At 37.4% G+C, this 18,074-nt stretch carries 2 protein-coding genes; both read right to left on the bottom strand.

Translation table 11 applies throughout. From position 1 onward, the window contains the following. Positions 1 to 13,118: SprB repeat-containing protein (locus tag GQ47_RS07330; protein WP_035646770.1), on the bottom strand; the 13,118-nt coding region annotated here is incomplete at its 3' end. Positions 13,119 to 13,246: 128 nt separating this feature from the next. Then, positions 13,247 to 18,073 carry a PorP/SprF family type IX secretion system membrane protein gene (locus tag GQ47_RS07325; RefSeq protein ID WP_035646768.1) on the bottom strand — a complete coding sequence of 1,609 codons (4,827 nt, stop codon included), beginning with the start codon at positions 18,071 to 18,073 and terminating at the stop codon, positions 13,247 to 13,249. Position 18,074: the final 1 nt, after the last annotated feature.

Genomic DNA, 18,074 nt, shown 5'->3' with positions numbered 1-18,074 from the left:
TTAACACCATTTGTGATAGTGAATGTACAACCATTTGCATCCTTAACGATTACATCAAATGTAATTCCAGCAAACGTCTCATACGTATTCGTTCCTGAGAAGCTTGTGCCATTGTCATAGCTGTACTGATACGGAGATGTTCCTCCTGATGGAGTTACCGTAACAACCGCTTTTGATGGAGCATTGCCTGCTGTACATAATAAAGCTGTCGTAATCGTTGAACTCGCCGTCAATGGAGTCGGCTGGCCAATAGTCGCAGGTTTAGTATCTGTACAATCTCTTGCATCTTTAACACGTACTACATACGTAGTTTTAGCTGGCAAGTTTTTAAATTCATTAGAATCTTGGTAAGCAGCAACTATTGTAGCACCATCTTCTAATTGATATTTAAATGGACCTACACCTGCTGATACAACAGCTGTAATAGTTCCGTCAGATGCTAAGTTACAACTAGCATCTACAGAAGAAACTGTAAAGTTTATTGTTGGAATAGCATCTAAATTAATAGTATAAGTTGCCTGACAGTTTTGAGCATCAGTAACTGTAAATACATAAGTACCTACACCTCCTGCCGTTAGAACATTTGATGGCATAGTAGTACTAGTACCACCATTATAAGTATATGAATAAGCATAAGTACCATAACCATCTGTAGCTGTCAAAGTAAACTGAGCATCTTCACTTCCAACGATACAGCTTAAATCTCTTGTTTGTTTAACATCAAGTTTAAGTTGTGGTTTAACCTCGAAAGGTGTACTTGCGATACAACCATTTCCATCTTTAATCGATAACGTATAAACTTTAGCTGCGCTAAAAGTAAACGTTGGTGAACTTTGGAATGTACTTCCGTCAACACTATAAGTTGCTCCACCTACGATAGTTGGATCAACTGAACCTGTTATTGTAAATGTGAAAGGACTTCCAGTATAGCATATCGCAGCTGGTACATTGATAGTTGGATCAGTATATTTATCAAGTGTAATTGGGAATGCTTTAATACAGTTGTAAGCATCTTTTGCATAAACTACATAGTCGCCTGCATTTGCATTAAAAGTATTAGGAGTATTCCAACCTGAAGTACCGCTTGTAGGAGCTACAGCTGTATCAGGTAATAATTGATAAGTATATGGAGCTGTTCCAAACGATGCAGTAGCTGTAATAATTCCAGAATTATTTGCACAATTTGCTTTCTTGATTACTGAAGCTGTAAGAACAAGTAATTGTGGAGATTCCAAAATATTAAAGTTAGCTGACGCAACACTACAACCAGCATTTGGCCCTACAAGTTCTTTTATCAAAACATAATAAGTACCTTTTGGCAAAGGCCCAACATTCGACATTGCAAAATTTGAAGTCGTACTTGGAGATGTACCCGTTATTCCCGTGCTTAAATTATTAAAAGCATTGATTACATCATAACCAATTGTAATTGGTGTAGCTGAACCATAAGGATTTGTAACAACAAAATCAACTGCACCATCAGCTGCACCAGTACAAGTAATATTATGTCCAGTAGCGGCAACGGTTAACTGAGTATTAGTTGGTATTTTATCCCCTGCAACTTGATAATAATAACATTTTGTGTTTTCATCGTAAACGATAAAAGTATATTGTACTCCAGGAGTAAGACCTGTGAACGTAGTTTGTTTACTTCCTGCTGGATCTTCGCCCTGCCATCCATCTGTGCCATCTGCAGTAAAGATTTGAGGTGGTGTAGCTCCTCTATAAATATTAAAATGGAATGGCAATGGACCTATATATGTTGATCCAATTTTTACCACCGCAGTACCACCTGCAGGAATTGGACCTACAGCTGTACAATAAACCGTTGAAAGATCTACCTGAATATCAAGAGCAGAAGGTGGAGAAGCCACCAAAACGTCTGATTTAACTACTGTACATCCTTTAGCATCTACGACACGAATTTGATATAAACCAAAATCAACTACATCAAAAGTAACAGAAGTTGTTCCAGAAAGATTATTTTCTGATGCAAAATAATTATTAATTCCTGTTACATAATATGTATAAGGTGCAGTTCCTCCAGTTACATTGTCAACAATAACTGATCCTTTTGAAGTTCCAACTCCTGGCACACAAGTAATGTTAACTGCATGACTTGTAACGACAATTTTTAAAGGTTCATTAATATGAATTGTTTCTGTATCTGTACAACCTTTTGAATCTGTAACCGTGATTGTGTAATCACCAGCTGTTAATCCAGAAGTTTGTGTACCATAATCTTTAACTGTTGGAGCTGTTCTTCTTACATTGAATACAAATGGAGAAACTCCTTTAGTATTGTCTACTGCAATACTAATAGCAGCAGTTTCTTCTCCGAAACAGTTAATAAATTGTGTTTGAGTTACACCTGTAATCTCAGGATAAACCGGCAAAGTAATGCTAACAGGCACTGTAGTTGTAAATGTACAACCACGTCCATCAGTCACAGTGAAAGTATAATTTCCAGCATCACTTGTTGTCAACACATTTCCAGATAAAACTGCTGTTGGAGCAGCTGCTGAACTTGTGAATGAATAAGTGTATACTCCATTTCCACCACCTGCTGTTAAAGTAATTTGAGCTGCCTCGCTTCCTACAACACAAGTAATGTTTTTATTTAATTGAGCAGATAAAGTCAATTTATCATTAACAATAACTGGAACAGTAGTCTGAGCTGTACAACCATTTGCGTCTTTACCCCAAATGTTATAAGTACCCGCCGCAGTAACTGTAAATGTATTACCTGCTTGGTAAGAAGTACCATTGATACTATATTGTAAAGTACCGGTTCCTGTACCAACAGCAGTAATTGTATAAGTACCAACACCTAAACATTGACCTACAGCAGAAGCTGTAACTGTTGGTGCATTATCTTTCGCAATTGTCACATCTAATTTAACCTGACAATTATTTGCATCTCTAACATAAACATCCCAATCCGTGGTTGCCGGATCAAGGTAAGCAACATTGCTTGGTCCAAAATCAGAAGCATTAAGTGTTGCTCCATCATGGATGAAAGCATATTTGTAAGCGATTGTTCCGCCTGCAGCAGTAACTGTTACTTTTGAAGTACCAACAAGACAGTTAGCGTTAACTGTTGCGAAAGTTGCTGATAAAGCATTTGCAGGTTCTGCAATAGTAATTGTCGCATTTGCTGGACAACCTGTTGTATTGTCAACTACAGCTAGAGTATAATTACCATTACTCATACCTGTTAATGTAATTACATCTCCACTAGTACTTGTTGTATAAGGTAACCCCGTAGGTGAAGTTGTAACCACAACTGAATAATTACCTGTAGAACTAAATCCAGTTACGGTATATCTTGCTGATCCTGTTGTGTCTCCTTTACATTTAACATCACTTAATTTACTAACTCCAACTGCAATCGGTGTAACCGGATTAACCGTAATTGATTTAGTATCGTAACATCCGTTTGCATCGGTAACCTTGAATGTATAAGTATCCGGTGCCAAACCTGTAAATACTCCTGATGTAGCTCCTGTAGTATTACCTGTAGCGGTAGCCGGAGAAATGATACTGTATACCAATGTACCAACTCCTGTTCCCACTGTTGTTGTAACTGTAACTGTACTTGATGTCGCCAAACAAGTAACTGCAGATGCAACAACGGTATTGATTTTTGGTGAATTTAATTTATTTAAAACAACTGATCCGTTTGTGATACATCCTTTTGCATCTCTAACAGAGTAGTTGATTGTCTGATCTGTTCCGTTGTCATTTACGGTAAGAACTCTTGTTGAGCCATATCCGCCTCCATTGAAGCTATATTCGTATGGAGATGTTCCTGTTGTTGGAACTGCAATCGTTACCGAACCTGCAACTTTTGTGTTTGTTGTGCTACATGTGAAACCTGTCGATGTAGCTGAAACTACTAAAGCAGTCGGTTCTAAAATAGTAACTGTAACACTTCCTGAACATAATTTGCTGTCTTTCACATAGAAAGTATGCGATCCAGGAGTTAATCCTGTAAAACTAGCTGTTGTTGAATAAGTACCAGCTAAAGCATCACTGTAAGTATAATTGCCTGATCCTCCAGATCCTGTTAATACTACTGATCCGTTATTTGCTCCAAAACAAGTTATGTTAACCTGAGTAGCAGTTACTGTTGGATTACTGATCGCATTAACTGTAGCAGAAACAATAACCTTACATGCTGTTGGGTTATTAGAATCTGTAATTTCAAAATTATATGTACCTGCTGCTGCAGCTCCAGTATACACAAATTGTGTTCCTGTAACCGGAATACTTGCTCCGTAAGTTCCTGTACCAGGATCTACTTTGTAAGTGTAAGTCGATTTACCTCCTGTAATGTCAACTGTAATAGCTGCATTTGGAGTAGGTGTACAATCCAATTGCTTAGTTACTTTGGCAATTGCTGTTAATTGTGGATTAACTGTAATTGGTGTTGCTGAAGCCGGACAGTTATTCGCATCTTTTACCCAAACAGTATAAGTTCCAGCAGCAACATTAAATACATTGCTTGTTGAAAACGCTCCGTTTACGCCATTGATACCATACTGTAAAGTTCCAGTTCCTCCAGTTCCTGTAGCCGTAATTGTAAATCCGCTTCCTGTTCCTGTACATTGGTTGCTTAAAACTGCTGTAACTGATGGGGTTGGGTCTGTTGCCAATGGAACAGCAACCGTATCTGTACAACCGTTAGCATCCATTACATAAACAACCCAGTTCATATCAGCTCCACTGTTAGTGTCTACTGTAAGAACGTTGTTTGTTCCATAAGCTGTCGTTGCCGGAGCTGAAGCTCCTTGTTTTACAACTGCGTAGCTATAATTTGTAGTTCCGCCTGTTGCTGTTGCTGTAATTACAGCATTATCATTATTACAATTAATGTTTGTTGCCAAAGCTGTAACATCCAATGCCAATGCTGGCTCACCTATTGTAATTGAAGTTGAGTTAGTACAACCTGTAGCTGTATCAGTAACTGAAACTGTATATGTTCCTGCTGCAACATTAGTCAATGACAATGTGTTGCCAGATTTTGTCAATGTGCCTGTTCCTAAAGTTCCTGCTGTTAATGTGAAACTGTAGTTTCCAACTGTAGCGATACCAGAAATAGTGAATGTTCCGTTTCCTGTTGATGTGCCTTTACATTTTGCATCATTATTCTTGTTGCCTGCAATTGCAATTGGTGTAACCGGATTAACTGTAACTGATTTAGTATCGTAACATCCGTTTGCATCGGTAACCTTGAATGTATAAGTATCCGGTGCCAAGCCTGTAAATACTCCAGACGTAGCTCCAGTAACATTGCTCGTAGCTGATGCTGGGGCAATGATAGTATATGCCAATGGTGCAACTCCCGTTCCTGCAGTTGTTGTAACTGTAACTGAACTTGATGTTGCCAAACAAGTAACTGCTGTAGGTGTAACGCTAGCAATAACCGGTGGGTTTAATTTATTTAAAGTTAATGATCCTGAAGCAGTACATCCTTTAGCATCTTTAACAGAATAATTAATAACCTGATCTGTTCCGTTATCATTTACCGTTAAAGTTCTTCCAGCTGCATATCCTCCACCATTAAAGCTATATTCGTATGGCGATGTTCCTGTTGTTGGAACTGCGATCGTTACTACAGCTGCTTGTTTAGTATTTGTAGTGCTACATGTGAATTTTGTAGCGCTCGCACTAACAACTAATTTAGAAGGTTCTGTTATTGTAACTGTTATTTTACCAACACAACCTTTACTGTCTTTAACAAAGAAATCGTAATCTCCAGCTGCTAATCCTGTGAAAGAAGAAGCAGATCCGTAAATGATTCCGTATTTGCTATATTGATAATTCTGACCTCCTGTTAATGAACCTCCTGCTCCAATTAATTGTACTGAACCATCTGCTCCTCCATTACAGCTTACATTAATTTGGTTTGCTGTTACTGTTGGATTAGAAATAGAAAGTATTGGAGTTGTAGTTACGAATGTACAACCATTCGCATCTGTAACTTTAATTAAGAATGTTCCAGCTGTTGAAGTTGTATAAACATTCGAAGCCATAGCGCTATAAGAAGTTCCGTTATTTGTCGAAACTTGATACGTATATGGACTTTTTCCTCCATTAGGAGTAACTGTAATTGTAGCATCTGGATTTGTAGTAGAACAATCCAATTCTTTAATTGCAGTCGTTGCTGTTAATTGTGGATAAACTGTAATAGCTGCCGCTTGAGCAGTACAACCGTTAGCATCTTTTACCCAAACGATATATGGAGTTGCGCTAGCAACAACATCAAAGAAATTATCTGGACCAAAAGCACCTGTAGCACCATTGATTCCATAAGTTAATGGAGCAATTCCTCCAGTTCCATTTGCTGTAATTCTGAATTTATTTCCAGAACCTGTACATTGGTTATCTAAAGTAGCTGTAACGCTTGGAGTTTGATCTTGTAAAACTTTAACAGAAACAAAATCAGTACAACCGTTAGCATCTTTAATATAAACATCCCAATCTACTTTTGTACCATTAACTGTATTAACAGATAATTTAGGATCAGTTCCATATGCACCGGCAGTAGGTACCGCACCTTTTATTACAACTGCATAAGTATAACTAGTTGTTCCGCCTGAACCAACAGCTGTAATAATTGCCTGACCATTATTACAATTGATGTTTGGAACCGTTGCTGTAACATCTAATGCATTAGCTGGTTGTGTTAATGTTACTGTATAAGCAGACTGACATTTTGTTGTTCTGTCTGTTGCAGTTATAGTATAAGCACCAGCAGCTAAAGCTGTTCCTACGGTAATTGTAGTATTTGTTGATCCGACTAGGTTATTTGCACTCTGGATAATAGTTCCTGAGCCATTTTTAATAACATAATCAAATCTGCTCTTTATTCCATTAACAGTAAACTGAATTGTTCCTGTACCACCAAAACATTTAATAGTCGTAAGGATTGATCCTCCAGTTACAATATCTGGTGAACCATTAACTGTATATTGTTTAGTAAATGAACAACCTGTTTTAATATCAGTAGCTTGAAAAATATAGCTTCCTGGAGCTAATGATTTAAACTCACCATCAGAATTAGTTGCTGTATCATATCCTGCAGGACCTGAAATAATTTGATAACGAATTGGCGCCGAAACACCACCTTTTACAGCTGCAATATTAACATGACCTCCTGGAGGAGTTGTCGAACAATCATAACCATTATCGGTAATTGTGATATCAGTAATTTGATATAAAGTCGCAATTGTAATACTTAACGGTCCAATTTGACAGTTATTGCTATCTTTAATATAAGCTGTTACTGTACCAGCAGCAGAAGTTGAATAAGTATTAGTAGTAGTGAAATTTGAAGTTCCGTTGAAACTATATTGATAAGGTCCTGTTCCTCCAGATCCTGTTACAGTAACAACAGCCGGAACAGTTCCAGTACTACTACATGTAAGTTCTGTTGCATTAATAGTTCCTTGAACTGCTGTCGGTTCTGTTAATGTAATAGAACCTATCGCAGATTTACAACCTTTATCATCCATTACTTGGAATGGATAAGCAATTCCGGCTTTTAAACCTGTATATTTTATCGTAGTTGTAAATCCGCTATTATTAAAACTATAGCTGTATCCTCCAGAACCGCCCGAAGCTACTAATGTTACTTCTCCAGTTGAACCACCATTACACGTTACTTGCACTGGTTGTGCAGTTACTGTTGGATTTGTAATCGCATCTACAGTAGCTGAAACCTCTACTTTACAAGAAGTCGGACTATTAGCATCTGAAATTTCGAAATAGTATGTACCAGCGCCTGCAGCTGCATAATTAAATGAAGTTCCAGTAACAGGAATGCTTGAACTATAAGTTCCTGAAGCACCAAGTTTATATTTATATGTAAAAGGAGCAGTACCTCCTTCGATATCCACTTTAATAGTTGCACCAGCTGTATTACAGTCTAATGTTTTTGTTACTTGTGGCTTACCTTTTAATTCTGGAGCAACAATAATATTACTAACTGTTACAGTACAATTATTAGCATCTGTTACTAAAACACTATGAGTTCCTACTCCCACATTTGTAAAAGTATTTGTAGTCACAGCAGCAGCACCATCTAAACTATAAGATAATGTTCCCGTTCCTGAAGCAGTAACGACAATTGTAGCTTTATTAGCATCAAAACATAAATCTGATGAACTTGCTAAACTTGCTGTAACTGGTGGCGCGTCATTTATAATAACCGCAGTTGAAACTGCAGAAGAACAACCTCTTAAATCTTTAGCAGCAACTGTATAAGTGCCTTTTCCTAAACCAGTAAATACCGCTGAATCTTGAAATGCGGTGATAACTGTAACACCGTCTGCAGCTCTAAGTTCATATTTATATGGAGAAGTTCCTCCTACAGCAACAGCTGTAATAGCAGCAGAATTTGGATTACATGTTAATGGTGTAGTAACACTTGCTGTAACTGTCACAGCACTTGGAGATCCAATTGTTTTACTATATGATTTCGAACAAGTTCCTGCTGCATCGCTTTGTACAACCACAGAATAATTTCCTGCTGTTAATCCGCTAATAGTAACTGGAGATGTTGTAGAACTTTGAAGAGTTCCACCATTTATAGAATAATAGAACCTTGCACCAAAATTTTGAGCTGTAATTGTAATTGCACCTGTGTTTCCTCCGTTACAAGCAACATCTTGAATAACTGGCTCTAAAACAGTAAATGCTTTATCTGTTCCAACATCAAATAAGATTTTTTGTTCTTGTAAACAAGACTTCGGTAATTGATATACTGAAATATCATCAATCAATAAATCGTTTCCATTATATTCTAAACTTCCTGAACGAATAACAAATGTCAGGTTAGTGTTGTTTCCTGGATTCAAAGAAATTGTTGGAATCTCTATCCATTTTGTTCTGTTTGGGTCATTTGGATCCTCAGCAATTTTTCCTGTATCAACTCGGGCAACCACAACACCTGCTGGATTTACTAATTCAAATCGAACAATTGGAGCGGCTCCACCTTTACCTGCATTTAATAAATTGGCAACTGCCAAATCTACTTTTACTGGCTGATTAGGAATAACATCTGCAATTGGTTTACTATAAAGAATTCCATAATCACCTGCTGCAGAACCGATATTTACTAATAAATATCTTCCGTCGGCAACTGCTCCATTTGAAGTGTGATCTTTAAAGTGATACCACGCATTATCATTTCTCCAAAAGAAACTAGCTACAGAATATTGATTATCTTCTACAGATTGTGTTCCGCATACATAAGGTGCCGTTACTCTCTGATCATTAAAACAATAAGCTGCTGCAATACCAGGACTTGTTGTAGGATCACCGTGTCCAAAATCTTCTTTTAGTAAGTTACTATAAGTACTAGCGTCTTCTAATTTATATTTAACTTTAATATTATGACTTCCTGATATAACATTCGTAAATACATTATTATCAATTGGTGTATTTGGAACGTCATCTAAATAATATTCATAAGAATAATTTCCATTTGCAGGATTATTAACCGTTACAGTAGCTATTCCAGTACCAGTACAGTTATAAACTACATTAATTGGGTCAATTTGTGGATCTGCTGGTTTTGGATCTAAAATTACATCATAAGGTAATTTATAAGTACAACCTTTAGAATCTCTTACGATAAGCACATATGTACCATCCATAACATCTTTCTCTGGTGAAGTCTGCCAGCTTGCTCCTCCATCAAACGAATATTCATAAGGAATTGTACCACCTGTAACGTTTGTAAATCTTAATCTTCCTCCAAGACCTCCAAGTCTACATCCTGCTAATTCTGAAACTCCTCCAGAAGCAGTTAAGGCATTTGCCGGAGGTAAAATTGCAACAGCTTGAGCAGGGTCTGTACATGTTTGTCCTGATAATGTATATCGAACAACAACATTATATGTTCCTTCTTTTAAGTTTAAGAATGTTGGATTTGAACCAAATGTAGCGCCATTATCAATACTATATTCTAAAGCATAGCCATTTGCGTTTGTTACATTTACAGTAATTGATCCTTTTTCTCCATAACAGTTAATAGTTGATGGAACAACGGTATATACTGGTTTAGGGTTTGCTGCAACTGTAAATTTGTACGTAGTTTCACAACGATTAAAATCGCGTACTAATATAGTATACTCTTTTGCCGTAGGAGTATTTAATATTATTGAATTCAAATCAGTATTACCATTTTCATCTAATGCATACTCCGTTGCTGAACCGTCTACAAAAAATGCATAAGGAAATTTACCACCACTAGCCGTAATTCTATATTGTCCATCGGCACAAGCAGTAAGAGGTTTTATAACTGAAGATGTTAGAGTTAAAGCAGCTGCTGGATTAGGTATAAGTTTACTTACTTCGTCAGTACACTCAATAGACCCATCCGCTTTTTTAGTGAAAACTACAATTCTATATGTCTTTCCTGGTGTTAAATCTTTAAAATCTTGAGTACGATTTGGTAGTGGTCCTAAATCTTGATATAAAACACCATCTTCATAAACTGTATAATAATATCCTGTAAATCCGCTTGTCGCACTTACCTGAATTCTTCCTTTATCTCCAAAACAAAGTGGATTTTCATTTGGATTATCAATTCCTACAGTAAAACCATCTTTAGCAATGATAATTTGATTGGTTTTGTATGCACAAGTTGGGTTTACATTTTTAAGTCGATAATTTACTACATAATTACCCTCTTGTGTAATGCTAAAAACATTACTGTCTCCCCATGCAGTGGTAGTAGAGCTTGAAGCCGGAATCAGAACATGTGTCAAGCTAAATTCATATCCTGTAAGTTTATCTACAGTAATGCTTCCTGGAGTTGTACATAAAATATTTTTATGCGTTTCATTTATAGCAACATCACTTTTGTAGACATTAAAATAAAATTTGTTTACACAGCCTCCTGAACTAATGGTTACTCTATAATAACCTGCTTCACTAGCTGTAAAAAGAGAACCGTTTGGTCCTGCTGAAACCCAGGTACAAGATGCTCTTTCGTCAGCACATAAATCAGATAACTCTGAAAGTGGGGGACGAACACAAGTCGTTTTTTCCCATACAACTGTTGCCGATGGAAGTGCTAAATCAAAAAGTCTTGAATCATTGGCACCGCAAAGAAATATTTTTGGTAATGGCTTTCCATCAATATCACAAGGAGCAATAACACCATTAGAATCTTTATTATCTGCATATTTAATAATAGGATTGGTTTTTACTCCACCTCCATCTGTTACAGTAATAATTTGTTCGAAATCAGGACAACCTGTTTTTGTACTATAAACATAATATGTTCCTGGTCCTGTAATTTTAAGTTTTTGATTTGTTCCTAAAACAGGATTATAAGCTGTGCTTGTTGCCCATTTGTAAGTAGTGTAACCACCAGCTGCAGAAAGTTCCATGTCTGTCAAACAGATTTCTGCTTTACTATTTTTACAAGCATCTAAACCTACAAGGAAATTGGTAGACTGAGGTGTAGCATTACAAGAATTTGCAGAAGCATAACTCGTATCTCCAAATAGAGTACCATTACCACCTCCACCTGCCGCAGGGTTACCGCGATAGCTTGTAAGCGCAGAGTTTCTAATAACATTATTACAAGCATCTATCAATGAAGCGCAATCATCTACCACTTTGACTTTAAAACGGATTGTCTCTTCCGGATCATTCTTTTCAACCAAACTATTTGGTACCTTGAATGTTATAGTTCGAGTTGCAGCATTATAGGTAACATTGTTAGCTATGGTCATTCCAGTAGGCAACTTAAAAATATCTGCTGGAAAATTAAAATTGGTGTTAGTTGGCAACTGATCCGTTATCGTAAATTCGGTTGCACTGTCATTTCCACTATTTTTAAATGATAAAGTATATCGCAACTCCTGACCTAATGTTACATTTTTATTTTCTGCGTCAACTTCAGCTGCATCATGTACCTTCTTTATCAATTTAACATTAGGCGCAATAACATCTACCGAAAAAGCCAAAAAATAATTGATATAAACATCCACATTTGTACCTATGGTGATTTGTGCAGATGTTGCTTTATTTGGAATAATTCCACTTTGGGGCGTAATATCAAGAACTCCGGCATCAAAACCTAAAGTATTGGTACCATTAGGATTTCTATCTGTAAATACACCATTTGAGGTTGTTATCGAACTTTTAAAGAAATTATTTATTGGTCTCACCGAACTTGGTGATGTCGTAATAGACTTACTGTTAATGTAAAGGTAATCACCTGAATAATTTTGATCCCCTTCAAGAGCTGAAAAAGCGACTCTTGCATTAACGTCACCTAGATCTGGAGTCGTAAAACCATTAACCGTTGTGCTAATAGGGCCTGCATTACTACCTATCCCAAAAAATCCATTAAAAGTAGAAATTGACTTGGTTGGTAATGAATTATCTTCATAAATAATAAAAAGAGACCATCCAGCGGCCAAACCAGTTGAACCATTAGTATTCTTTACACCTTCAGTAGCTAGTACATTTGCTACGGTGTAAACTCCATTTGGATTAGTTGCATTTAATAATGATGTAATAGGAGCAAAACAGGCATAAGCTTGTGTTTTATTACCTCCTGAATCAGAAATACCATCAGCATTTTTATCAATATCCCAAATAACGGTTCCTACCACATCCTGATAATTACTATTAGTGGTATTGGGAACCTTAATTTTTACATTTTTAATTTTTGTTCTATCTGCTGGTGATCTTAAAATACCTGACCAATACAAAGCAGCATAAGCAACTTTATAACAAGGAGCTGCAGGAGCAATATTATTTGGTACTGTAAGAGTGGCACTACTCGAACTAAATATTGGAGTACTATTATTCGAGACAGGGTCAACATTGATATAGTACATATCAAAATTACCATTTGTATCATTACTAGTAGTACCGCTAAAAGGTGTGTTAGGACTTACACTATACGTACCGTCAGATTTCTTAGTACCTCTGTTAAGTATACTATTTCCAATGTTAATAATATCTCCTCTAACCTGTGTGGTATATTCTTTATTAAAAGCCTTATAAGTTTGAGAAAATACTACATCTGCTTGTAAAATCAACAGAAGCAATATTGCAATTTTAAGAATAGTAGGTTTTTTCATGGTATTTAATTTTTGTGGCCTTCTTAATCTCTAAGGGGCATTAGCGATTAAAATTTTGGCCGCTTTAAACTATTTATTTTTAACGAGCACCTTAAAAAAATAAGGTGCTTAACTCTTATTGTCTATTATTAATTCTCCACTTTTACGATGGCCATTTTTCCGTTATAAGGTTTATTTCCTTTAGCTTCTAATGCTTTAGTCGCTTCTTGTAATCCCTCATATTTCTCGTAATAGATGTAATATTTACTTGTTGCTATATTATAGAAGAAATTAATGTCTGAACGTCCTGCAGCAACTGCTTTGGTTAAGAATTCATCTCTTTTTTCAACACTGCTATGAACTGCAACAATCATATAATAACCACTATCAGAATTTTTAATATTCTTGATGATCTGCATATTTGATTGGTCTTCACCAAAATCAAAATCACTTGCTGTTAAAGGCGTACTGCTAACTTTAGTAGTTTCCTTAATACGTTTAAGAGCTGCCAGATCCTGATTATATCTTCCTTGATCGTTTTCATAAGCTGCACGCTTAATTCTACGTTTTTTCTCGATTTCAGTTTCTGCTTTAATACGCTCTAAATTCGCAAGTAAAGCTGCACTATCTTGTTCCATTTTCAATTGTGCTGCTTTCAACTGATTTATCTTTTCTAGATAAGCTCTGTTTAAAGCGTCATTTTTATTCGGAACTTTTTTAAGTCTTTCGTTATATAAATTCGTCAACTTGGCAATCTCATCTTTTTGAATTCTGTTTGCCTCAGCAATATTTGTTTTCAAAGCTTCTAACTGGCTGTTCTCTGCTGCAACACTTTTGAATGGTTTCGGTTCTTTGTAAATTCCTTTTTCACTTAAGTCATTTTCCTCTCTTAAATCATTCAGGTCTTTTTGTTTATTTGCAACTGTAGCATTAAACTGAGCCAATAAATCAGTTTGATTTTTATTTGACGCATCTAATGATTGCGTTAAATTATCAATAGCTTTTGCTGTTTCATCTTTTTGAGCTTCTGCCGCTTTTGCTGCTGCATCCGCCGCTTGTTTAGCTCTTAATTCCGCTTCTTCAGCTTGTTTTGCCTGTAACGCTTCTGCGTCTGCTTTTGCTTTTGCGTCAGCAGCTAATTTTGCTTGTAATGCTTCTGCATCGGCTTTTGCTTTAGCATCAGCAGCAAGTTTCGCCTGTAATGCTTCTGCGTCTGCTTTGGCTTTAGCATCAGCAGCAAGTTTCGCTTGAAGCGCTTCTGCATCTGCTTTAGCTTTAGCATCAGCAGCTAGTTTTACTTTTAATGCTTCTGCATCCGCTTTCGCTTTTGCATCTGCAGCTAGTTTCGCTTGTAATGCTTCTGCATCAGCTTTGGCTTTTGCATCTGCAGCTAATTTTGCTTGTAAAGCTTCTGCATCCGCTTTTGCTTTTGCATCTGCAGCTAGTTTAACTTTTAATGCTTCTGCATCCGCTTTTGCTTTTGCGTCAGCAGCTAATTTTGCCTGACGAGCTTCTTCATCTGCTTTAGCTTTTGCGTCAGCTGCTTGTTTTGCTTGTAAAGCTTCAGCATCTGCTTTGGCTTTTGCATCAGCAGCAAGTTTTACTTTTAATGCTTCGGCATCCGCTTTCGCTTTTGCATCAGCAGCTAATTTCACTTGTAATGCCTCTGCATCAGCTTTTGCTTTTGCATCTGCAGCAAGTTTTGCTTGTAAAGCTTCAGCATCTGCTTTGGCTTTTGCATCAGCAGCTAGTTTTACTTTTAATGCTTCGGCATCAGCTTTCGCTTTTGCGTCAGCAGCTAGTTTTGCCTGACGAGCTTCTTCATCCACTTTTGCTTTCTCTTCAGCAGCTTGTTTTGCTACTAAAGCTTCAGCATCAGCTTTTGCTTTCGCATCTGCAGCAAGTTTTACTTTTAATGCTTCGGCATCCGCTTTCGCTTTTGCATCGGCAGCTAATTTCGCTTGTAATGCCTCTGCATCTGCTTTCGCTTTTGCATCTGCAGCAAGTTTTGCTTGTAAAGCTTCTGCATCAGCTTTGGCTTTTGCATCAGCAGCTAGTTTTACTTTCAATGCTTCAGCATCAGCTTTCGCCTTATTATCTGCTTCTAATTTTGCCAAACGAGCTTCTTCAGCTTCTTGTAATTTTTTTGCGGTTGCTTCAGCATCTGCTTTTACTTTTGCATCAGCAATTAATTTTGCTTGTAAAGCTTCCATATCTGCTTTTGCTTTTGCATCAGCAGCAAGTTTTGCTTGTAAAGCTTCTGCATCAGCTTTTGCTTTTGCGTCAGCAGCTAATTTTGCTTGACGAGCTTCTTCTTCCACTTTTGCTTTCTCTTCAGCAGCTTGTTTTATCTTAAGTGCTTCAGCATCGGCTTTTGCTTTTGCATCAGCAACTAATTTAGCTTGTAATGCTTCTGCATCAGCTTTTGCTTTTGCGTCAGCAGCTAATTTTGCTTGACGAGCTTCTTCATCAGCCTTCTCTTTTGCATCAGCAACTTGTTTCGCTTTAAGAGCTTCAGCATCCGCTTTTGCTTTCGCATCAGCAGCTAATTTCGCCTGACGAGCTTCTTCTGCTTCTTGTAATTTTTTTGCTTCTGCATCGGCTTTTGCTTTTGCCGTAGCTTCAGCATCTGCTTTTACTCTTGCGTCAGCAATTAATTTTGCTTGTAAAGCTTCCATATCTGCTTTTGCTTTTGCATCAGCAGCTAATTTAGCTTGTAACGCTTCTGCATCCGCTTTTGCTTTTGCATCTGCAGCTAATTTTGCTTGTAATGCCTCTGCGTCAGCTTTTGCTTTCGCATCAGCAGCTAGTTTCGCCTGAATTGCCTCTGCATCCGCTTTTGCTTTTGCATCAGCAGCTAATTTCGCTTGTCTTGCATCTTCTTCTACTTTCTCTTTAGCGTCAGCAGCTTGTTTTATTTTCAATGCTTCTGCATCAGCTTTCGCTTTTGCTTCAGCAGCAATTAATGCTTGTCTCGCCTCTGCGTCTGCTTTTGCTTTTGCGTCAGCAGCTAATTTTTCTTTTAAGGCAGCATCTGCGGCAGCTTTTTCTTTCAATGCTACGGCAGCTTTCGCTTTGTTTGCAGCATCAATTGCAGCTTTCGTTTTAGCTTCAGAAGCTGCTTTAGCTTTTGCTTCAGCCGCTAATCTAGCCTGATAAGCATCTGAATCTGCTTTTGCTTTTGCATCAGCAGCTAAAATTGATTGTAAATCGGCAGCCTCAGCTTTTGCTTTTGCATCAGCTTTTCTCTTCGCTTCAGCAGCATCTGCTTTTGCTTTTGCATCGGCAGCTAATTTAACTTTCAATGCTTCCGCATCTGCTTTCGCTTTTGCATCAGCAGCTAATTTTGCTTTAGCAGCAGTTTCGGCATCGGCTTTAGCTTTGTCTGCAGCTAATTCTGCTTGTGTTTTTTGAGGTGCTCCAGTCGCTTTAGCTTTTGCAGCTTCAGCATCGGCTTTTGCTTTCGCTTCAGCAGCTAGTTTTAATTTCATTGCCTCTGCATCAGCTTTCGCTTTATCAGCAGCTAACTGTGCCGGTGTTTTTGCTGCTACTGCTGCTGGTTTGTTTGCAGCAGCTTGAGCTCTTGCTGCAGCGGCAGCATCTACTCTGGCTTTGTTATCAGCAACCAATTTCAATCTGCGTTCCTCTGCATCTGCTCTGGCTTTATCTGCTGCCAGTTGCGCTTGTGTTTTTTGTGTTGCAGCAACCGCTCTGTTTGCAGTTGCAGTTTGTGTTCTTGTTGCAGCTGCAGCATCTGCTTTAGCTTTTGCATCTGCAGCAAGTTTTATTTTCAATGCTTCTGCATCGGCTTTTGCTTTATTATCTGCTTCTAATTTTGCTTTTGCTGCAGCTTCGGCGTCAGCCTTCACTTTTTCAGCAGCAGCAAGTCTTGCTTGTTTCGCTTCTGCATCAGCAATTGCTTTTGCTTCAGCAGCCAATCTTGCTTTTTCAGCACCATCTACTCTTGTAACCGGAGCCGATGTTGTTTTTTTAGCCATTACAGGTTTTGGTTTTGAAGGATCAATAAGTGAACCTTCATCATCATCACCGTAATAGTAATTTCTGCTTTTGAATTTATAAGCAATTGCAAATTCGTGAGAACCTCCTAAATTTGTAAAATTGCCAAAACCTCTTTCATAATTATATTCAATCGCGATACTAGGCGAGATATTTACACCTAAACCTGCCGAAACACCATATAAAGTATTATATCCAGCTTGAGCCCAAACTCCTTGTGGAATCGTTAGCATGGCTAACCCAGATAAAACAGTTTTATCTTTTTTAATCTCTGTTTTTACAATTCCTGAAAATTTACTTCTGTCGAAAAATCCGTAGCTGTCGATATAGCCTGTGTACATTCCATGCAATTCGATTGCTCTTTCCGGATCTTCCTTTACCATTCCTGAACCAAAATTGTAAAGAACCAAATTGTTGATCGATAACCCAAAATCTAGAAATGCTGTACCGTAGTTAATACCCGGATTTACGGTAAGTAATGTATTTGACTGAATGTTATCAATTGGAAGATTTGGATCATTTGTAACAATTTTACCTTTGTTTAAACCACTTTGGTAGGCACCCACATTAAGTCCAAATGTCAAATTGCTGTCTTCTTGCAAAACGATATTATGAGCAAAGTTGGCTACTCCTCCAAAGACTGTAAAAACACCATAATTTTGTTGAAATAATCCAAAAGCAAAAGCTTCATTCTCTCTAAAACGGCCAGAATAACCAAATAAATAAGTATTTGGAGCATCGTCAAATGAAACCCATTGTCTTTTATTATAAAAACTTACATACGGATTTGATTCACGTACAAAACTGAACGTTGGATTAATTATGTATCTATTAAACTTTAAAGAATTTCTGATAGGTAAAGAAAACGAAACAACTCCATCCTCAGATTTGGTATCTTGAGCATAGAGTACATTTGATAAACCGTAAAATAAAGTTATGAATAGTAGGATTTTCTTCATC

Source organism: Flavobacterium sp. ASV13, from assembly GCF_000745775.1.
Taxonomy (GTDB): Bacteria; Bacteroidota; Bacteroidia; order Flavobacteriales; family Flavobacteriaceae; genus Flavobacterium.
Note: the sequence above shows the minus strand (reverse complement) of the source record. Positions and strands in the feature narration are given on the sequence as shown.